The following is an 18,508-nucleotide window of genomic DNA, read 5'->3' as shown; positions in this document are numbered from 1 at the left end:
TTAGTTCCTGCGGTCTTCGCGTGCCGGACGCACGCCGGAGGTCTGGGCCTCCATCATGAGCCGGTCCTGCGCCATCGGATCGTGGCCGAGAATCTCGCCCTTGAAGATCCAGCACTTGATGCCGATGATGCCGTAGGCGGTCAGCGCCTCGGCCTCAGCGTAATCGATGTGCGCGCGCAGCGTGTGGAGCGGCACGCGGCCTTCGCGGTACCATTCGACACGGGCGATCTCGGCGCCGCCGAGACGGCCGCCGCAAGTGATCTTGATGCCCTCCGCGCCGAGACGCAGCGCCGACTGCACGGCGCGCTTCATCGCACGGCGGAAAGCCACGCGGCGAACCAGCTGGTCGGCGATGCCCTGGGCGACGAGCTTGGCGTCGATTTCCGGCTTGCGGATCTCGACGATGTTCAGCTTCACTTCGCTGCTGGTCAGCTTGGCCAGCTGCGAGCGCAGCTTCTCGATGTCGGCGCCCTTCTTGCCGATGATGACGCCCGGGCGGGCGGCATAGATCGACACGCGGCACAGCTTGGCCGGACGCTCGATGACAACCTTGGAGATCGCGGCCTGCGGCAGCGATTCCATGATGAACTTGCGCATCTTGAGGTCTTCCTCAAGCATCGACGCATAGCTCTTGCCTTCGGCGTACCAGCGGCTGTCCCAGGTCCGGTTGATCTGCAGGCGCAGGCCGATCGGGTTGCTCTTATGACCCATGGCTCAGGCCTCCTCGACTTCGCGGACCACGATGCGCAGCCGGCTGAACGGCTTGAGGATGCGCGTGGACTTGCCACGGCCGCGCGTGTGGAAACGCTTCATGGTGATCGACTTGCCCACGCTGGCTTCGGCGACCACGAGGGCGTCGACGTCCAGGTTGTGGTTGTTCTCGGCATTGGCGATGGCCGACGCGAGAACCTTGTGGGCGTCCTGAGCCATCGCCTTCTTCGAGAAGGTGAGGATGTTCAGAGCGTCTTCTGCCTTGCGGCCGCGGATCAGCGCAGCGACGAGATTCAGCTTCTGAGCCGAACCGCGGATCTGCGTGCCGACCGACAGCGCTTCCTTGTCGCCGACGCGACGGGGAGCTTTTTCCTTGCCCATTAGCGCTTGCCCTTCTTGTCGGCAGCATGACCGGGGAAGGTGCGCGTGGGCGCAAATTCACCGAGCTTGTGGCCGACCATGTCCTCGTTGACCGAGACCGGGATGAACTTGTGGCCGTTGTAGACGGTGAACGTCAGGCCAACGAACTGCGGCAGAATCGTCGAGCGACGCGACCAGGTCTTGATCGGACCGGCGCGGCCGCCAGCATCCTGCGCGGCTTCCGCCTTCTTGAGCAGGTGCAGTTCGACGAAGGGGCCTTTCCAGACGGAACGTGCCATGGCGGTTACCTCTTCTTCTTCGCGTGACGCGAACGGATGATAAGCTTATCCGTCTGCTTGTTGTTGCGGGTGCGCGCACCCTTGGTCGGCTTGCCCCAGGGCGTGACCGGATGACGGCCACCCGAGGTGCGGCCTTCACCACCGCCGTGCGGGTGATCGACCGGGTTCTTGGCGACGCCGCGGGTCAGCGGACGACGACCCTGCCAGCGCGTGCGCCCGGCCTTGCCGAAGTTCTGGTTCTGGTTGTCGGGGTTCGACACCGCACCAACCGTGCCCATGCAATCGCCACGCAGGTAACGTTGCTCGCCCGAGTTCAGGCGAACGATGACCATGCCGCGGTCGCGGCCGACGAGCTGCACGTAAGTGCCTGCGGAACGTGCGATCTGGCCGCCCTTGCCCGGCTTCATCTCCACGTTGTGGATGATCGTGCCGACCGGCATCTGGCTGAGCAGCATCGCGTTGCCCGGCTTCACGTCGGTCTTCTCACCGGCGACGATCGTGTCGCCGACGGCAAGACGCTGCGGCGCGATGATGTAGGTCTGCTCACCGTCCTCGTACTTGACGAGCGCGATGAAGGCCGTGCGGTTGGGGTCATATTCCAGACGCTCGACGGTGGCCGGCTGGTCCCACTTGCGACGCTTGAAGTCGATGAAGCGGTACTTCTGCTTGTGGCCGCCGGCGATGCCACGCGAGGTGACATGGCCCTTGTTGTTACGGCCACCGGTCTTGTTCTTGCCTTCGGTCAGCGCCTTGACGGGCTTGCCCTTCCACAGCGACGACTTGTCGACGAGGATCAGGCCGCGGCGTGCGGGGCTGGTCGGATTGTAGTTCTTGAGTGCCATGGTTCGCGCCTCAGATCCCGCTGGTCACGTCGATCGACTGGCCAGGAGCCAGGGTCACGACGGCCTTCTTGACGTCGGAACGGCGATAGGGCTTGCCCTTCCACCGCTTGGTCTTGCCCTTCTGGGTGAGCGTATTCACGCTGGTCACCTTGACATCGAAGAGCGCTTCGACCGCAGCCTTGATCTCCGGCTTGGTCGCCTTTTCGGCGACCTTGAAGACCACGGCGTTATGTTCGCTGAGCAGCGTCGACTTCTCGGTGATGTGGGGAGCCACGATCACGTCGTAGTGACGCGTGTCGATTGCGTCCTTAGCCATTGAAACGCGCCTCCAGTTTCTCGACCGCGGCGCGCGTCAGCACCAGGGTATCATGCTTCAGGATGTCGTAGACGTTGGCGCCCACGGCCGGCAGCACGTTGATGCCGATCAGGTTGCCGGCGGCGCGGGCGAAGCCGGCGTCCACTGCGTCACCATCGATCACCAGCACCTTCTTGCCGAAAGCTGCCTTGGCGAGCTGCGCCGACAGCGCCTTCGTCTTGGCATCCTTGAGCTCAAGGCTGTCAACGATGACCAGGCCGCTCTGGGCCTTGGCCGAAAGCGCCATCTTGAGACCGAGCGCGCGGATCTTCTTGTTCAGCGAGATGTCGAACTCGCGGCGACGGGCGCCGTGAGCCTTACCACCGCCGATGAACACGGGGGCCGCACGATCGCCGTGACGGGCAGTACCGCCACCCTTCTGGCGACCGAACTTCTTGCCGGTACGGGCAACCTCAGAGCGCTCGCGGGTCGCGCGGGCGATGCCGCGGCGGTTCTCGAGCTGCCAGGTGACGACGCGGTGCAGGATGTCGGCGCGCGGCTCTAGGCCGAACACGTCATCCGACAGCTCGATGTCGCCCTTGCCGGCGGTGCCGTCGATGTTGGAAAGCTTGACCTTCACGACTTAGCCCTCCTGACCTTCGGCCGCTTCGACAGCGACGGTCTCTTCGGCCGGCGTGTCGGCGGGAGCCGAGTCGTTGCTGTTGGCGGCCTGGATCAGACCAGCGGGATAAGGAGCCTCGGCGTGGCGGGCGACTTTCACCGAGTCGACCACGGTCAGCCAGGCGTTCTTGGCGCCGGGGACCGAGCCCTTGACGAAGATCAGGCCGCGCTCGTCATCGACGCGCACGACTTCCAGGTTCTGCTGGGTCCGCTCGCGGTCGCCCATGTGGCCGGCCATCTTCTTGTTCTTGAAGACGCGGCCCGGATCCTGGCGGTTACCCGTCGAACCGTGGGCACGGTGGCTGATCGAGACGCCGTGGGTGGCGCGCATACCGCCGAAGCCCCAGCGCTTCATCGCACCGGCAAAGCCCTTGCCCTGCGTGTGGCCGGCGACGTCGACCAGCTGGCCCGGCACGAAGTGCGAGGCGGCGATCGTCGAACCGACTTCGAGAACGGCGTCGTCGGCGACGCGGAATTCCTGAACGCGCTGCTTGAGCGGCACCTGCGCCTTGGCGAAGTGCTCACGCTGCGGCTTGGCGACATTCTTCTGCTTGGCTTCGCCCGCACCGAGCTGCACGGCAACATAGCCGTCGCGCTCTTCGGTACGAACCGAAACCACCTGATTCACTTCCAGCGCCAAGACGGTAACCGGCACATGCCGACCGTCCTCCTGGAACAGGCGGGTCATCCCCACCTTCTTGGCGATCACGCCAGTGCGCATGATCCTTACTCCATACAGAGGCCTGAGAGGACCATCCCCTCAGGCGTGTTCAGCCCAATTGTGATACGAGCCCCCGTCGGGCTGAGCGCCATCCCCTGCCCCACTCGGGACTGCGGATGGCAGACGGGGGACGCATGCCCGGTTAAGAAACCGGAGGTATCCCTATGTCCGCGCGGGAAAGGTTCCCGCGGAACCGGCCGAAGCCGGAAGGTCGGGCCATTTCTGGCCCACTGGCGGTTAGGCCAGCTTGATCTCGACGTTCACGCCGGCAGCCAGATCGAGCTTCATCAGCGCGTCGACCGTGGCGGCGTTGGGCTGCACGATGTCGAGCAGCCGCTTGTAGGTGCGCACCTCGAACTGCTCACGCGACTTCTTGTCGATGTGCGGGCCGCGGTTGACGCAGAACTTCTCGATCTTCGTCGGCAGAGGAATGGGGCCCCGGATCAGCGCGCCGGTGCGGCGGGCCGTGTCCGCGATTTCGCCAGTCGCCTGGTCGAGCACGCGGTGGTCAAACGCCTTGAGGCGAATACGGATATTCTGAGCTTCCATGTCCAACTACCGATGAGAAAGAGCCAAGGGGCCGACGCCCCAAACAAATTCGAAGCGCGCCCCTACATCGGGGGCGGGATTCGCGCAAGGCCTGTTTTTCGGGATTTGGTTGGGGGTGCGACCGGAAGATGCGTTACGGAAGCACATCAATGGGGCAGGCAGTTTCGTTACGTAAGAAAATGTCCCTAGAGGCAATGCCCGCACGTAGAATAGTTCGTCGATGCTGGTCGATCGCGCAGGAGATTGAGCCTCCTCTCCGGCCGACATGGCATTCGTTGCTGCGGGAGATCTCGATGTTTCGGCGCCGTCGTTCGTTCGGCTGTGGATTTCTCCGAATGGTGTAGATGACGCCAGGGTGAGTCAGCGATTTGAGGACAATTCGGATGTTGCGGGAATTCAGCCTCGAGGGTCGCGTTGCCTTGATCACCGGTTCGGCGCGCGGGCTGGGGTTCGAGATTGCCCGCGGCATGGCCGCTTCCGGGGCTAAGGTCTATATCAACGGTACCAACGAGGACCGGCTGCTGCGGGCCGTCGAGCGCCTCGAAGCCGCCGGCGCGAGCGCCACTCCCCTGTGCTTCGACGTCACCGACGATAGCCTGGCCGCCGCCGCGATCGAGCGGATTGCCATGGAAACGGGCCGGCTGGACATTCTCGTCAACAATGTCGGGGTGCGCATGCGCGAGCCGTTGGAAAAGATAGGCAGCGCAGAATTGCGGCACATGCTCGATGTCGACCTGGTCTCCGCCTTCGCCCTGGCAAAGCTTGCCGTCTCGCACATGGCCAAGGGTGGATATGGACGCATCATCAACATCAGTTCCGTAGCGGCTATGCGCGGCCGGGCCGGCGATGCCGCCTACATCATCGTCAAAGGCGGAATGAACGCCATGACCAGGAGCCTCGCTGCGGAGTTCGGCCCCGAGGGGATCACCTGCAATGCGATCATGCCGGGCGGTTTCCTCACCGAAACGAACGAGAACCTCAAGACGCCCGCCATGCAGGAGATGTTCAGGACGAGAATGCCATTGGGCCGAGCGGGAGATCCTGCGGAAATCGCCGGGCCGGCGGTGTTCCTGGCATCGCCTGCAGCGAGCTACGTCACCGGCATTTGCCTAGCCGTCGATGGCGGAGCGCTCGCGACGGGTTAGGGAAAGAACTGTCAGGTGAGTGAAGACTGCGATCACGCCGATCCCACGATCAAAACCGAAGCGGCGGCGCAAGCCGAGGCCCGTTCGGCCGAAGCAGCGGCGATTCGCCGGCGATGGATCACACTCGGCGAAGCGTTGGCTGTCGTCGCCGTCGTGATCTCGGCCTTGACGCTCTGGAATAGCTGGAGCGAACGCGCCGACACCGAGGCTACCAATAGAGCCGAGGCGCAACGAGCATCAGCCCGTGCTCAGACCCTGGTTTTGACCGCGACGCGTTCGAGCGAGCGCATGCTGGCCCTGAAACCGGTTTCCGCCGACCAGTCTGTGCAAGCCCAGTCCATTTCGTTTCCGAAAGCCCTGGGATTGGCGCCGGTACAAACCACGGGCGAGCCGAGGGTGGAAGCCGGCTGGTTTGCCGATGCGCTAAAGAAGGCGCGCGACAACGCCGGCATGCCTGACGACAGCCGCGGTGACGAACGCTTGCCGGTGGCGATCACCACGCAGTTTCTCGCTGACGGGAGGACGCACGAAGACATTGCGATCTACGATGTCGGCTACACGATCGCGGGGCGGTTGCTAGGCGGCCATACCGTCGCGCTCCGCGGTGTCTCGCTCGTTTCCCACGCCAAAAGCGGTGGGGCACAGGCAACCCTGGATGCACGCTGGGCCAAGCTGCTTCCTTCCAGGTAGTGCAGCTTACGGCGCTATTTGGCGGTCATGCCCGCTGACAAAGCAGTCATTCCCACGCTGAAGCGAACTCGCCGACAGCGATCAATCCTAGCGCCTGATCAGCCTGAGCTTGCCGAAGGCCACGCACTGTCCGAACGCAAAAAGCCCGGCCTTCCTTGCGGAAGACCGGGCCTTTTCAACTCGGTTGTCCGAGGATCGCGAAGCTTACTTCGTGATCTTGGCGACGACGCCCGAACCGACGGTGCGGCCGCCTTCGCGGATGGCGAAGCGCAGGCCTTCGTCCATGGCGATCGGGGCGATCAGCTTGACCGACAGACCGATGTTGTCGCCGGGCATGACCATCTCGGTGCCCTCGGGGAGGATGACCTCGCCGGTGACGTCCGTGGTGCGGAAGTAGAACTGCGGACGATAGTTCGCGAAGAAAGGCGTGTGACGGCCGCCTTCGTCCTTCGACAGGACATAGACCTCGGCCGAGAACTCGGTGTGCGGCTTGACCGAACCGGGCTTGCAGAGGACCTGGCCACGCTCGACGTCTTCACGGGCAACGCCGCGAACCAGCGCGCCGATGTTGTCGCCGGCTTCGCCCTGGTCGAGCAGCTTGCGGAACATTTCGACGCCGGTGACGACGGTCTTGCGGGTGTCCTTGAGGCCGACGATCTCGACTTCCTCGCCAACCTTGACGATGCCGGTCTCGACGCGGCCGGTCACGACCGTACCACGACCCGAGATCGAGAACACGTCTTCCACCGGCATCAGGAACGGCTTGTCGGTCGGGCGCGGCGGCTGCGGGATGAACTCGTCGACGGCCTTCATCAGCGCGTAGATCGATTCCTTGCCGATGTTGTCGTCGCGGCCTTCGAGAGCGGCCAGAGCCGAACCCGGGATGATGGGGATCGCGTCGCCGTCGAAGCCGTACGAGCTCAGCAGCTCGCGGATTTCGAGCTCGACGAGCTCGAGGATTTCGGCGTCGTCGACCTGGTCGACCTTGTTCATGTAGACGACGAGCTGCGGCACGCCGACCTGGCGGGCGAGCAGGATGTGCTCGCGGGTCTGCGGCATCGGGCCGTCAGCGGCGTTCACGACCAGGATCGCGCCGTCCATCTGGGCGGCACCGGTGATCATGTTCTTCACGTAGTCGGCGTGGCCCGGGCAGTCGACGTGCGCGTAGTGGCGGTTGGCGGTCTCGTACTCGACGTGGGCGGTCGAGATCGTGATGCCGCGCTCGCGCTCTTCGGGAGCCTTGTCGATGTTGGCGTAATCGGTGAACGTCGCGCCGCCGGTCTCGGCCAGCACCTTGGTGATCGCGGCCGTCAGCGTGGTCTTGCCGTGGTCGACGTGACCGATGGTGCCGATGTTGCAGTGCGGCTTGGTCCGCTCAAATTTTGCCTTCGCCATTGTTCAAACCTTCTGTTTCGCTTGAATGAGAATCTGCGGGAAGGTGCGGCGCCCGCTGAATCAGGCGCCGCCCCTAGTATCATCTTGCCGCTTAGGCAAGCTTCTCCTTGACCTCGGCCGCGACGTTCGCCGGGACTTCGTCATAGTGGGAGAAGAACATCGAGTAATTCGCTCGGCCCTGGGTGAACGAGCGGAGCTGGTTCACGTAGCCGAACATATTCGCCAGCGGCACCATGGCCTCGACCGCCTGGGCATTGCCCCGCGTGTCAGTGCCCTGGATCTGGCCACGGCGGCTGTTGATGTCGCCGATGACGTCGCCGAGATATTCCTCCGGCGTCACCACTTCCACCTTCATGATCGGTTCGAGCAGCTTGATGCCGGCCTTCTGCGCCACTTCGCGCATCGCTGCACGACCGGCGATTTCGAATGCCAGCGCCGAAGAGTCGACGTCGTGGTAGGCACCGTCATAAAGCACGATATCGAAGTCGATGATCGGGAAGCCGACCAGCGAGCCCGAGGCCGCCGTCTCGCGGAAGCCCTTTTCGATCGCGGGGATATATTCCTTCGGAATGTTACCGCCCTTGATCTCGTCCTTGAAGGTGATGCCCGAACCGCGCTCGCCCGGCGTGACCTTGACCTTCACGCGGCCGAACTGACCGGTACCGCCCGACTGCTTCTTGTGGGTGTAATCGACGTCGACCGGCTTCGCGAGGTATTCGCGGTAGGCCACCTGCGGCGCACCGACGTTGGCCTCGACCTTGAACTCGCGGCGCATACGATCGACGATGATGTCGAGGTGAAGCTCGCCCATCCCCTTGATGATCGTCTGGCCCGATTCGTGATCGGTCGACACGCGGAACGAGGGATCTTCCGCCGAGAGACGATTGAGCGCGACGCCCATCTTCTCCTGGTCGGCCTTGGTCTTCGGCTCCACCGACAGTTCGATGACCGGCTCGGGAAATTCCATGCGCTCGAGCACGATCGGCGACCGTTCGGCGCAGAGCGTGTCGCCCGTGGTGGTTTCCTTCATGCCGGCCAGCGCGACGATGTCGCCCGCGAAGGCCTCGTCGATGTCCTTGCGGTCGTTGGCGTGCATTTCGAGAATGCGGCCGACCTTCTCCTTCTTGTCCTTCACCGAGTTCAGGTAGGTGCCCTTGGAGAGCGTGCCCGAATAGATGCGGATGAAGGTGAGCGAGCCCACGAAGGGATCGTTCATGACCTTGAACGCGAGCGCGCTGAACGGCGCGTCGTCGGTGGCGGGACGGCTGTCCGGCTCGTCGCTGTCCATCTTGACGCCCTGGACGTCTTCGATGTCGAGCGGCGAAGGCAGGTAGTCGACGACGGCGTCGAGCAGGGGCTGGACGCCCTTGTTCTTGAACGCCGAGCCGCAGACGACCGGCACGAAGGCGTGGCCCAGCGTACCCTTGCGGATCAGCGCCTTGAGCGTCGCGACGTCGGGCTCGTTGCCTTCGAGATAGGCTTCCATCGCGTCGTCGTCCTGCTCGACGGCAAGCTCGATCAGCTTCTCGCGATATTCGGCGGCCTCGTCGACCATGTCGGCGGGGATCTCTTCATAGAAGAACTCGGCGCCCAGCGCTTCGTCCTTCCAGATGATCGCACGGTTGTGCACGAGATCGACCAGGCCCTTGAGGTCGGCTTCGATGCCGATCGGGAGATAAAGCACCGCCGGCTTCGAACCGAGGCGGTCGATGATCGACTGGACGCAGTACTTGAAGTTCGCGCCGGTGCGGTCGAGCTTGTTGATGAAGCACATACGCGGCACGCCGTACTTGTCGGCCTGGCGCCACACGGTCTCGGACTGCGGTTCGACGCCGGCAACGCCGTCGAAGCAGGCAACCGCGCCGTCGAGCACGCGCAGCGAACGCTCGACTTCAATCGTGAAGTCGACGTGCCCGGGGGTGTCGATGATGTTGATGCGATATTCGTCGCCCTGGCCGCTGTCGGCCTTCCAGAAGCAGGTCGTCGCGGCCGACGTGATCGTGATGCCGCGCTCCTGCTCCTGCTCCATCCAGTCCATGGTCGCGGCGCCGTCGTGGACTTCGCCGATCTTGTAGGACTTGCCGGTGTAGTAAAGGATACGCTCGGTCGTCGTCGTCTTGCCGGCGTCGATGTGCGCCATGATACCGATATTGCGGTACTTCTCGAGCGGATGGCCGCGTGCCATGGTGGTTTCCTTGATGTGATGAGGGGAGCCGGCTTGAGGCTCCCGCTCATATAGTGTGCTTTATGACAACCGAAAGACGTCCGGCCCTAAGCGGCGCGAACCTACCGGCGTCCCATTACCAGCGATAATGGCTGAACGCACGGTTGGCGTCGGCCATGCGGTGGGTGTCTTCGCGCTTCTTGACCGCGTTGCCGCGGTTGTTGGCGGCGTCGAGCAGCTCGGCCGAGAGGCGCGCCGACATCGTCGTTTCCGAACGGTTGCGGGCGGCCGTGATCAGCCAGCGGATGGCGAGAGCCTGGGCGCGCTCGGGGCGAACCTCGACCGGCACCTGGTAGGTGGCACCACCGACGCGGCGCGAACGCACTTCGATCTGCGGCTTCACGTTCTCGAGCGCATTGTGGAACAGCCCGAGCGGATCGGCCTTGGCGCGCGTTTCCATGGTTTCCATGGCGCCATAGACGATGCTTTCGGCGACGGACTTCTTACCGTCGAGCATCAGGTTGTTCATGAACTTCGACAGAACCTCATCCCCGAACTTGGGATCAGGCAGGATTTCCCGCTTCTCGGGACGACGACGACGTGACATCGGATGAATTCCTTATTCTCAGGCCGCTGCGACAAAGGCGCGGCCGGGAAAAACCAGCCTGAGGCTTACTTCGGACGCTTGGCGCCGTACTTCGAACGGCTCTGCTTGCGGTCCTTGACACCCTGGGTGTCGAGCACGCCGCGCAGCACGTGGTAACGCACGCCGGGAAGGTCGCGAACACGGCCGCCGCGGATCAGCACGACCGAGTGCTCCTGCAGGTTGTGGCCTTCGCCCGGGATGTACGAGATGACCTCGCGGCTGTTGGTCAGGCGGATCTTGGCCACCTTGCGAAGCGCCGAGTTCGGCTTCTTCGGCGTCGTCGTGTAGACGCGCGTGCAGACGCCGCGCTTCTGGGGGTTCTGCTCCATCGCAGGAACCTTCGACTTGGCCTTCTGCGGTACGCGACCCTTGCGGATCAGCTGGTTGATAGTCGGCATGAAGTACTCTTCACCTGTGTTTGGGGACAGCGGAATTGCCGCCCCGGTATGGCATTCGAGAACCGATGGAGATGTACGGGATCACGCATGTGCGCCGCGCCCCGGGCAAGCCGGGCAGCAGGCAGTTCGCACAGCGTGAGCCGAAAACACTCCACCCGGTCGAAGAATGCCGGGTTACTTTGACGATGGGCGCGAGGAACTGGCCCTCACCCGCACCGCCAATGTTCAGCTCTATATCCGGCAAGCGAGATAAATCCCGTCCGGAAGCCGGCGCCCTTAGTGCGGTTTGTAAAAGCGGTCAAGCGCGCGATGGCGCGCCGCGCGATCAAAGCGCCGGATCAGAGCGCGCGCGAACCCGCTTCGCCGACCGACTCGATGTCGCGACCGACACCCTTGACCGTATTGCATGCCGCAAGCGAGGCCAGCAGACCGCCGAGCACGGCCGCACAGAGCAGTTTGCGATATGGCGTCATTCTTCTCATTCCCCGCGCAACAATCCTGCCCATCCCTAGCATCGCGGAGGCGCATATCAAGCGTCACGCAATGCGGCGACCGGGCGCTCGGCGGCGACGAGAAGGTTTGGCCCGGCCCTCAGGACGTGATAGGGTAATCCCCTACATGGCGGAAGAGGAGAGCCAGCCATGATGGATCCGACACTGCGCCTGATACTTGCCCGCAAGGAAGTACTGCTCGCCTTGGGTTCGGAAAGCGCCGAGGACGAACGGCTGCATCGCGCATTGGCGGACCAACTCACCGCCGAAGCCGTGCGTGACATCGATCGCGAACCCGGACGGAAGTATGACTGGTCGCGGCTCGCCTTGCCGGCCTAGGTCATAACGCTGAGAACTAGGCCTTCTGACTGGAGCGCGGCTCAGGCAGGATGCCTGCCTGCAGCGCGGCGAAATCGGCGCAGTCGGCCGCTGCATCGATCCGAGCCTGGAGCGCGCGGTAGTGCGTCAGCACGGTCTCGCCGAAAGCGCTGACTCGCGCGCCGCCGCCATGCGCGCTGCCGGGCGAGGTTTCGACCAGCGGGCGCTGCCAGCAGCGGTTCATCGCATCGACCAGTAGCCAGGCGCGGCGGTAGGACATGCCCATGGCCCGGCCCGCGGCCGAAATCGATCCGTGCGCACGGATCGCCTCGAGCAGATCGGCCTTGCCCGGTCCCATCGCGATCTCCTCGCCAGAATAGAGCTGCACCTTTAGCTTGAGGATCGCTTCGTCCGCCATTCCGGCATCCTAGCGCCAGTCCGCCATCGCGGCGAGCCCCCAACTTTGCGGCGACAAACGATCGCCTTCAGCCCATCCGGCCTGAAAAATTTGCTTAAAATGCCGTTATCTACGTTCGGATCAGGGGGCATCCCAAGCGCGAAAGATTGTGCAATGCAGCATTTTGACTACCGCAAGGCGACGGCTTCTGTACACTGCGGCGACTTTCCGGTCGAACTCACGCGGGGCAAGCGCATGGCGGGGCAGTACGATTTCATCGTCATCGGCAGCGGTCCCTCGGGCCGCCGCGCCGCGATCCAGGCAGCGAAGCTCGGCAAGTCGGTACTCGTCGTCGAAGGCCGCAAGCGGGTCGGCGGCGTTTCGGTGCATACGGGCACGATCCCTTCGAAAACCCTGCGCGAGACCGCGCTCAACCTCTCGGGCTGGCGCGAGCGCGGCTTCTATGGCCGGTCGTACCGGGTCAAGAAGGAGATTGGCAGCGAGGATCTGGGCATCCGCCTGCACAAGACGCTCGAGCATGAGGTCGACGTGCTCGAACACCAGTTCCTGCGCAACGGCGTCCACACGATGGAGGGCTTCGCCCGCTTCGAGGACGCGCACCGCCTGATCGTCACCTCGCCCGACGGCAGCCAGTTGGCGGTCGAAGGCGAGCGCATCCTGATTGCCGTGGGCACGGTTCCTTTCCGCCCCGAGGGCATCGACTTCGACGACGATTGCATCCTCGACAGCGACGAGGTGGTCGAGATCCCGCGCCTGCCGCGCAGTCTCACCGTCGTCGGCGCGGGCGTGATCGGCATTGAATATGCGACGATTTTCAGCGCGCTCGACGTGGCGGTGACGATCATCGAACCGCGGAGCACTTTCCTCGATTTCATCGACCGCGAGATCATCGACGAATTCGTCCACCAGCTACGTGACCGCGGCGTCTCGTTCCGGCTCGGCTCGCCGGTCAAATCGGTCGTTCGCGAGGGCAACCGCGTCGTCTGCACGACCGAGGACGGCCGCATCGTGCGCAACGAGATGTTGCTCTATTGCGCCGGCCGCATGGGCGCGACCGACCAACTCGGACTCGACGCCTGCGGCCTTACGACCGATGGGCGCGGGCGGCTGAAAGTGAACGCCGACACGTTCCAGACCGAAGTTCCGCACATCTATGCGGCGGGCGACGTGATCGGTTTTCCCAGCCTTGCTTCAACCTCGATGGAACAGGGCCGTATTGCTGCCTGCCATGCCTTCGAGCTGCCGCTGCCGCCGGCTCCGGCCTATTTCCCCTACGGTGTCTATGCCGTGCCGGAAATCTCGACCGTGGGCATGAGCGAGCAGGAAGTGCGCGACAAGGGCATCGCCTACGAATGCGGCATCGCCCGCATGCGCGAGACCTCACGCGGGCATATCATGGGCCTCGATCAGGGCATGATGAAGATGATCTTCAGCCACAAGACGCGTCGGCTGCTGGGCGTCCACATCCTCGGCGAAGGCGCTACCGAGCTGATCCACATCGGCCAGGCGGTGCTCAACCTTAAGGGCACGGTCGACTACTTCATCGAGAACACCTTCAATTACCCGACGCTGGCGGAGGCCTACAAGATCGCCGCACTCGACGCCTGGAACCGCATGCCGCGCGATTGAGGGCGGCCCACGTCATAGGGGAGGCCGGGGCGCTTGGCTGACAGCGCCCGCGCCGGGGCGCAGGCGCTTGCGCTCGCTATTGGCGTAGGAAAGTACCTTCACAATGGAGCAACTAAGATCTGCGACGAGTTCCGCGAGGCTTGCCGCTGTCTATCAAGCTCTCTAGCGTGAAGGCTATGAATGAAATGCGTTTTTACCGCGTCGTAGCACCTTTGCTGGCTGTTTCGGCGCTGACTGGGTGTGGGGATGGCGGAAGCTCTACGCCGTCGCCGACCCCTACGGCGACGCCGAGCCCGTCTCCGACCCCCACACCCACACCCACACCCACACCCACACCGCTTACGACGCTGCCGACGCCGGCCGCTGCCGTGGGCGATTCCGGTGCCGGCGTGCCTCAAGGCCAGCCCGTTCCTGGAACATTCTTTCGCACCGTCTGCCGCCCCGACGCGGTCTACAGCGATACGTTTTCGGTTCCGCTCGCGCGGATCAGCGCAGACGGCGGAGCGCTCTCGCCGCCCTCGCTGACCGATCGGCTCCACTATTCTCAGGCGACCAAGCGCTACACCTTCATCGAGTTCAACAGTTCGCTGGATTCGAGCATCAGCTTCGGCCCGGACAACATCGTCACCACTGCGACCACACCCGAGGAGACCCTGTTCCGCCGCGACCAGTGCCTCACCACTTCGGGGTCCGACGTCTACATGCTGCGCCTGTTCAATCCGGGTTCCGCCAACCCGACGCTCAATCTGAACTATGCCAGCTTCGGCCTGTTCACGATCCAGAACGCGTCTCTGGGCGGCCCGCTTATCACCTATCTGCCTTTCGGCTATGCCCTGCCGACGGGTGCCGCGGGCCTCAACCGCGCGGGCGTCGCGACCTATACCGGCGTGGTGAAAGGCATCGCCCGAGACAACAGCGCGCAATATGACGTGATCGGAACGCTTACCACCACGGTCGACTTCACCAGCAAGGCGTTCTCGACGAAACTCGACCTCACACTCAAGAATCCGCAGACGAATGCGACCGTGAATATCATCACGATCAATTTCAACCAGTCGGGAACGCCGACGTTGTCCACGCTCAACGGCACGGCTTCAACGGGCTCCGGCGACGTCGTCGGCGTTCTGGCAGGCCCCCAGGCGGAGGAAATCGCCATGGCGGCGACTCTGACCGTCGCGTCCCCCCAGAACGTCACTTCGGATATCCGGATCGCGCTTTCGGCGGCCGGGAAGCGCTGAACGAGCCCTGACGGCAAAGGACGAGGGCCGCCGCCCGCCTCTGCATCGGGCCATCGATGTTGGAACCAAATCGCCGCGGGTGTACTTAATCCGCGGAGGTAGACCATGGCCGCTCGTGCTTACTGGAAAGGCCAGATCCGACTGGCGCTCGTCTCGATCCCGGTGGAGATCTACAAGGCGACCAAGTCGGGCGCCTCGATCTCCTTCCGCCAGATTCACGAGCCTTCGGGCAAGCCGATCAAGTACGAGAAGGTCGTGCCGGGCATCGGCCCGGTCGACCGCGACGAAATCATCAAGGGCTACGAGCTCTCCAAGGGCCATTTCGTGCTGCTCGAGGACGCGGAGATCGAGGCGGTCAAGCTCGAGTCCAAGCGGACGCTCGATCTCGTCCAGTTCGTCGATGCCGATGCGATCGACGTACTCTATTTCGACCAGCCCTATTACGTCGTCCCCGCCGACGATCTTGCCGAGGAGGCCTACGTCGTGCTGCGTGAAGCCCTTCGGAAATCACGGAAAGTAGGCCTTGGGCAGCTCGCGATCAGGGGCCAGGAGTTTCTCGTCAGCCTCAAGCCCTGCGGCCGCGGGCTGGTGCTCGAGACGCTGCGCTATGCCGACGAGGTGAACAAGGCGGCGAACTATTTCCGCGATATCGGCGACACGAAGCCCGATGCCGACCTGCTCGATCTCGCCACCACCCTGATCGAGAAGAAGGCGGGCAAGTTCGATGCCGGCGAATATCACAACCGTTATATCGACGGGCTGCACCGGCTGATTGAAAAGAAAGCGAAAGCCAAGGGCAAGCGCGTGCTCGAGGATGTCGAGGAACCGGGGCCGGCTTCGGGCAAGTCCAACGTCATTGATCTAATGGCCGCGCTCAAGGCCTCGGTCGAGGGCAAGAAGACGGCGCCCGACAAGGCGGAAAAACCGACAGCCAAAGCGACACCCAAGAGCCGTCCAGCTGCCGCAGCCAAGCCCGCGGCGCGGCGCAAACGCGCCTGACCGTGGCGACGCGGCAGAAATCCGATCCGCTGGCGAGCTACAATGCCAAGCGCGACTTCAAGAAGACTGCCGAGCCGAAAGGCACGCGCCAATCGAGCGCCAGGGGCAACCGCTTTATCGTCCAGAAGCACGAGGCAACCCGGTTGCACTGGGATTTCCGGCTCGAAGCCGATGGCGTGCTCAAGAGCTGGGCGGTGACCAGAGGGCCAAGCCTCGATCCCAATGACAAGCGGCTCGCCGTCCGCACCGAGGACCACCCGATGTCCTACGCCGAATTCGAGGGGGTGATCCCCAAGGGCGAATACGGCGGCGGTACGGTCATGCTCTGGGACAAAGGCACCTGGGAGCCGATCCCCGGCAAGAGCGCCAAGGACATCGAAGAAGGCCACCTCCATTTCATCCTCCACGGCGAACGGATGAAGGGCGAATGGATCCTGATCCGCCTGAAGCCCCGCCCCGGCGAGAAGCGCGAGAACTGGCTGCTGCGCAAGATCGAGGACAAGTACGCCGCCGGCTCGGGCGAACTGGTCGAGCGCGCGCTATCCAGCGTGCTGACCGGGCGCTCGATGGCCGAGATCGCGGCAGACAAGCAGGGGGCCCATTCGCTGAAAGGCAAGAAAGGCGATGCCTTCGCCGCCGAGATGGCCAAGGCGGCAAGCCACAACAAACGGGCCGCCAGGCCTGCGCGCAAGACCGGCGGCAAGCCTCCCGCTTTCACCGCGCCGCAGCTTGCGACGCTGGTCGATGCCGTGCCCGCGGGCAACGACTGGTTCCACGAGATCAAGTTCGACGGCTACCGCGCGCTGATCTCGGTTGCCGGCGCGGACGTGCGCGTATTCACGCGCAACGGGCTCAACTGGACCGACAAGTTCGGCCCGCTGGTCGAGGCGATCGCCGCAATGGACCTGCCGCCCGCGCTGATCGACGGCGAGATCACCGCCCCCGGCGCCGACGGCAATCCCAGCTTCTCCGCCCTGCAGAACGAACTGAAACGCGGTCACGGCGCGCAGAAGTCGCATATGGACTTCCACGCCTTCGACCTGCTCTCGCTGAACGGCGAGGACCTGAAGGCCCTGCCCCAGATCGAGCGCAAGGAGCGGCTCGAAGCGCTGCTGGTCGATGCCGAGCCGCCGGTCCGCGTCGCCGATCACCTCATCGGCGCGGGCGAGAAGCTATACGAGGCGATGTGCCAGGCGGGGATGGAAGGGATCATCTCGAAGCGCATCGATGCGCCCTACCGCGGCGCGCGGACCAAGACCTGGGTCAAGGTCAAATGCACGCGGCGGCAGGAATTCATCGTGATCGGCTGGGCCAAGTCGAGCGCCAAGGCGCGGCCGTTCTCCTCACTGTTCCTCGCGCAGTACGAGGGCAAAGAGCTCGTTTACAAAGGCAAGGTCGGCACCGGGTTCGACACCGCGACGCTCGACGAGCTTGCGCGGAAGATGAAGCCGCTGACGTGCGACAAGCCGGCCGCCGAAGTGCCCCGCCCCGAAGCGCGCGGCGGCACCTGGATCGAACCCAAGCTCATCGCCGAGATTGCCTTCGCCGAAATGACTGCTGACGGCCGTGTCCGTCATGGTAGCTTCCTCGGACTGCGCGGCGACAAGAAGGCCAGCGATGTGAAACCCGAGAAAGCCCAACCTGCCCCTGCCCCGGACACCGGCGTCAATATCACCAGCCGCGAGCGCGTGATCTTCCCCGAGAGCGGCCAGACCAAGGGCCAGCTCGCCGACTACTACACCGCGATCGCGCCGCTGATGCTCGCCCATATGGCGAACCGGCCGATCAGCCTGGTCCGCTGCCCGCAGGGCCGCGCCAAGAAGTGCTTCTTCCAGAAGCACGACAGCGGTTCGTTCGGCGAGGATGTCCACCACGTGCCGATCCGCGAGAAGGACGGGGGCACCGAGGACTATCTCTACGTCGACAGCGCCGCGGGCATCCTGTCCTGCGTGCAGATGGGCACGATCGAATTCCACGGCTGGGATTCGCACGCCAGCGACGTCGAATTGCCCGACCGGATGATCTTCGATCTCGATCCCGACGAGGGCCTGGGCTTTGCCGAGGTCAAGCAGGCCGCCTTCGACCTGCGCGACAAGCTGAGCGATCTCGGCCTGACTACTTTCGCCATGCTGACCGGCGGCAAGGGCGTGCATGTGATCGTGCCGCTGACGCCCGGCCATTCATGGGACGAGCACAAGGACTTCGCCAAGCGCTTCGCCGAAGCGCTGTCGATGGCCGAGCCCGACCGCTTTGTCGCGACGATGTCCAAGGCCAAGCGCGTGGGCAGGATATTCATCGACTACTTGCGCAACCAGCGCGGCAGCACCGCGGTGATGCCCTATTCGGCGCGCGCCCGCGAAAATGCGCCGGTGGCCGTGCCGATCACCTGGGACGAATTGAAGGACATCGGCAGCGCCCACGAATGGTCGATCGCCGATGCCCAGAAACTGATCGAGCGCGCGGCGAGCAAGGAGCTCAAAGGCTGGGGCTTCGCCGCGCAGGTTCTGCCGGAAGTGTAG

At 64.0% G+C, this 18,508-nt stretch carries 21 protein-coding genes; 7 read left to right on the top strand and 14 right to left on the bottom strand.

Annotated features, from left to right (window positions below):
- The 8 genes from rpsC to rpsJ form a co-directional block, all read right to left on the bottom strand.
- Window positions 1–711 (bottom strand): 30S ribosomal protein S3, encoded by a 711-nt coding sequence (gene rpsC / locus KRR38_RS29520; protein WP_217406955.1) that lies wholly within the window; start codon window positions 709–711, stop codon window positions 1–3.
- 3 nt (window positions 712–714) lie between these two features.
- On the bottom strand, window positions 715–1,092 hold the full coding sequence (gene rplV / locus KRR38_RS29515; RefSeq protein ID WP_217406954.1) for a 50S ribosomal protein L22: 378 nt from the start codon (window positions 1,090–1,092) through the stop codon (window positions 715–717).
- A complete protein-coding gene (rpsS, locus tag KRR38_RS29510) occupies window positions 1,092–1,370 on the bottom strand; it encodes a 30S ribosomal protein S19 (protein WP_217406953.1) in 279 nt (92 codons plus the stop codon). The genes rplV and rpsS overlap by 1 nt, the downstream gene beginning before the upstream one ends.
- Before the next feature lie 5 nt (window positions 1,371–1,375).
- A complete protein-coding gene (rplB, locus tag KRR38_RS29505) occupies window positions 1,376–2,212 on the bottom strand; it encodes a 50S ribosomal protein L2 (RefSeq protein ID WP_217406952.1) in 837 nt (278 codons plus the stop codon).
- Window positions 2,213–2,222: 10 nt separating this feature from the next.
- Window positions 2,223–2,528: a 50S ribosomal protein L23 gene (locus KRR38_RS29500; protein ID WP_217406951.1), complete on the bottom strand. Its 306-nt coding sequence runs from the start codon at window positions 2,526–2,528 to the stop codon at window positions 2,223–2,225.
- Window positions 2,521–3,147 (bottom strand): 50S ribosomal protein L4, encoded by a 627-nt coding sequence (gene rplD / locus KRR38_RS29495; RefSeq protein ID WP_217406950.1) that lies wholly within the window; start codon window positions 3,145–3,147, stop codon window positions 2,521–2,523. The genes KRR38_RS29500 and rplD overlap by 8 nt, the downstream gene beginning before the upstream one ends.
- A 3-nt stretch (window positions 3,148–3,150) precedes the next feature.
- On the bottom strand, window positions 3,151–3,909 hold the full coding sequence (gene rplC, locus KRR38_RS29490; RefSeq protein WP_217406949.1) for a 50S ribosomal protein L3: 759 nt from the start codon (window positions 3,907–3,909) through the stop codon (window positions 3,151–3,153).
- Window positions 3,910–4,146: 237 nt separating this feature from the next.
- Window positions 4,147–4,458, bottom strand: coding sequence for a 30S ribosomal protein S10 (gene rpsJ, locus KRR38_RS29485; RefSeq protein ID WP_091146544.1), 312 nt, complete (start codon window positions 4,456–4,458; stop codon window positions 4,147–4,149).
- Between the two features lie 383 nt (window positions 4,459–4,841).
- On the opposite strand from rpsJ, the gene KRR38_RS29480 reads away from it, so the two are divergent.
- Together KRR38_RS29480 and KRR38_RS29475 are read left to right on the top strand one after the other, a co-directional pair.
- Complete coding sequence (locus KRR38_RS29480) at window positions 4,842–5,603, top strand: SDR family oxidoreductase (protein ID WP_217406948.1); 762 nt, start codon at window positions 4,842–4,844, stop codon at window positions 5,601–5,603.
- A 15-nt stretch (window positions 5,604–5,618) separates the two neighbouring features.
- Complete coding sequence (locus tag KRR38_RS29475; protein WP_309141172.1) at window positions 5,619–6,293, top strand: hypothetical protein; 675 nt, start codon at window positions 5,619–5,621, stop codon at window positions 6,291–6,293.
- A 204-nt stretch (window positions 6,294–6,497) separates the two neighbouring features.
- Here KRR38_RS29475 and tuf read toward each other — a convergent pair whose 3' ends face one another.
- The 5 genes from tuf to KRR38_RS29450 form a co-directional block, all read right to left on the bottom strand.
- Window positions 6,498–7,688 (bottom strand): elongation factor Tu, encoded by a 1,191-nt coding sequence (tuf, locus tag KRR38_RS29470; RefSeq protein WP_217406947.1) that lies wholly within the window; start codon window positions 7,686–7,688, stop codon window positions 6,498–6,500.
- Window positions 7,689–7,779: 91 nt separating this feature from the next.
- Window positions 7,780–9,873: an elongation factor G gene (gene fusA, locus KRR38_RS29465; protein WP_217406946.1), complete on the bottom strand. Its 2,094-nt coding sequence runs from the start codon at window positions 9,871–9,873 to the stop codon at window positions 7,780–7,782.
- Between the two features lie 115 nt (window positions 9,874–9,988).
- Complete coding sequence (rpsG, locus tag KRR38_RS29460) at window positions 9,989–10,459, bottom strand: 30S ribosomal protein S7 (RefSeq protein ID WP_217406945.1); 471 nt, start codon at window positions 10,457–10,459, stop codon at window positions 9,989–9,991.
- A 65-nt stretch (window positions 10,460–10,524) separates the two neighbouring features.
- Window positions 10,525–10,896, bottom strand: coding sequence for a 30S ribosomal protein S12 (gene rpsL / locus KRR38_RS29455; protein ID WP_022675067.1), 372 nt, complete (start codon window positions 10,894–10,896; stop codon window positions 10,525–10,527).
- Between the two features lie 338 nt (window positions 10,897–11,234).
- The gene (locus KRR38_RS29450; RefSeq protein ID WP_217406944.1) at window positions 11,235–11,378 is read right to left on the bottom strand and encodes an entericidin A/B family lipoprotein; all 144 of its coding nucleotides are present in this window, start codon (window positions 11,376–11,378) and stop codon (window positions 11,235–11,237) included.
- 159 nt (window positions 11,379–11,537) lie between these two features.
- Here KRR38_RS29450 and KRR38_RS29445 point away from each other — a divergent pair, with 159 nt between their 5' ends.
- Window positions 11,538–11,726 carry a hypothetical protein gene (locus KRR38_RS29445; RefSeq protein WP_217406943.1) on the top strand — a complete coding sequence of 63 codons (189 nt, stop codon included), beginning with the start codon at window positions 11,538–11,540 and terminating at the stop codon, window positions 11,724–11,726.
- Window positions 11,727–11,742: 16 nt separating this feature from the next.
- Here the strand turns inward: KRR38_RS29445 and KRR38_RS29440 are convergent, their stop codons facing one another.
- Window positions 11,743–12,123: a winged helix-turn-helix domain-containing protein gene (locus KRR38_RS29440; protein WP_217406942.1), complete on the bottom strand. Its 381-nt coding sequence runs from the start codon at window positions 12,121–12,123 to the stop codon at window positions 11,743–11,745.
- Window positions 12,124–12,276: 153 nt separating this feature from the next.
- Between KRR38_RS29440 and sthA the strand changes: the two genes are divergently transcribed.
- From sthA to ligD, 4 genes are all read left to right on the top strand, one after another.
- Complete coding sequence (gene sthA / locus KRR38_RS29435; protein ID WP_254515031.1) at window positions 12,277–13,752, top strand: Si-specific NAD(P)(+) transhydrogenase; 1,476 nt, start codon at window positions 12,277–12,279, stop codon at window positions 13,750–13,752.
- 185 nt (window positions 13,753–13,937) lie between these two features.
- On the top strand, window positions 13,938–14,990 hold the full coding sequence (locus KRR38_RS29430; RefSeq protein WP_217406941.1) for a hypothetical protein: 1,053 nt from the start codon (window positions 13,938–13,940) through the stop codon (window positions 14,988–14,990).
- A 105-nt stretch (window positions 14,991–15,095) separates the two neighbouring features.
- On the top strand, window positions 15,096–15,989 hold the full coding sequence (locus KRR38_RS29425; protein WP_217406940.1) for a Ku protein: 894 nt from the start codon (window positions 15,096–15,098) through the stop codon (window positions 15,987–15,989).
- Between the two features lie 2 nt (window positions 15,990–15,991).
- Window positions 15,992–18,508, top strand: coding sequence for a DNA ligase D (gene ligD / locus KRR38_RS29420; RefSeq protein WP_217406939.1), 2,517 nt, complete (start codon window positions 15,992–15,994; stop codon window positions 18,506–18,508).

This window comes from Novosphingobium sp. G106 (assembly GCF_019075875.1).
Classification (GTDB): Bacteria; Pseudomonadota; Alphaproteobacteria; order Sphingomonadales; family Sphingomonadaceae; genus Novosphingobium.
The sequence above is the reverse complement of the archived record's forward strand: the minus strand, read 5'-3'. Positions and strand labels throughout refer to the sequence as shown.

Bases quoted from the DNA above. Each gene is read 5' to 3' on its own strand.
- KRR38_RS29480 (WP_217406948.1), top strand. From the start codon at position 4,842: ATGTTGCGGGAATTCAGCCTCGAGGGTCGCGTTGCCTTGATCACCGGT.
- tuf (WP_217406947.1), bottom strand. From the start codon at position 7,688: ATGGCGAAGGCAAAATTTGAGCGGACCAAGCCGCACTGCAACATCGGC.
- KRR38_RS29430 (WP_217406941.1), top strand. From the start codon at position 13,938: ATGCGTTTTTACCGCGTCGTAGCACCTTTGCTGGCTGTTTCGGCGCTG.
- rpsL (WP_022675067.1), bottom strand. From the start codon at position 10,896: ATGCCGACTATCAACCAGCTGATCCGCAAGGGTCGCGTACCGCAGAAG.
- rplC (WP_217406949.1), bottom strand. From the start codon at position 3,909: ATGCGCACTGGCGTGATCGCCAAGAAGGTGGGGATGACCCGCCTGTTC.
- KRR38_RS29425 (WP_217406940.1), top strand. From the start codon at position 15,096: ATGGCCGCTCGTGCTTACTGGAAAGGCCAGATCCGACTGGCGCTCGTC.
- rplB (WP_217406952.1), bottom strand. From the start codon at position 2,212: ATGGCACTCAAGAACTACAATCCGACCAGCCCCGCACGCCGCGGCCTG.
- rplV (WP_217406954.1), bottom strand. From the start codon at position 1,092: ATGGGCAAGGAAAAAGCTCCCCGTCGCGTCGGCGACAAGGAAGCGCTG.
- fusA (WP_217406946.1), bottom strand. From the start codon at position 9,873: ATGGCACGCGGCCATCCGCTCGAGAAGTACCGCAATATCGGTATCATG.
- KRR38_RS29500 (WP_217406951.1), bottom strand. From the start codon at position 2,528: ATGGCTAAGGACGCAATCGACACGCGTCACTACGACGTGATCGTGGCT.
- KRR38_RS29445 (WP_217406943.1), top strand. From the start codon at position 11,538: ATGATGGATCCGACACTGCGCCTGATACTTGCCCGCAAGGAAGTACTG.
- sthA (WP_254515031.1), top strand. From the start codon at position 12,277: ATGCAGCATTTTGACTACCGCAAGGCGACGGCTTCTGTACACTGCGGC.
- rpsC (WP_217406955.1), bottom strand. From the start codon at position 711: ATGGGTCATAAGAGCAACCCGATCGGCCTGCGCCTGCAGATCAACCGG.
- KRR38_RS29440 (WP_217406942.1), bottom strand. From the start codon at position 12,123: ATGGCGGACGAAGCGATCCTCAAGCTAAAGGTGCAGCTCTATTCTGGC.
- rpsS (WP_217406953.1), bottom strand. From the start codon at position 1,370: ATGGCACGTTCCGTCTGGAAAGGCCCCTTCGTCGAACTGCACCTGCTC.
- rpsG (WP_217406945.1), bottom strand. From the start codon at position 10,459: ATGTCACGTCGTCGTCGTCCCGAGAAGCGGGAAATCCTGCCTGATCCC.
- KRR38_RS29450 (WP_217406944.1), bottom strand. From the start codon at position 11,378: ATGAGAAGAATGACGCCATATCGCAAACTGCTCTGTGCGGCCGTGCTC.
- rpsJ (WP_091146544.1), bottom strand. From the start codon at position 4,458: ATGGAAGCTCAGAATATCCGTATTCGCCTCAAGGCGTTTGACCACCGC.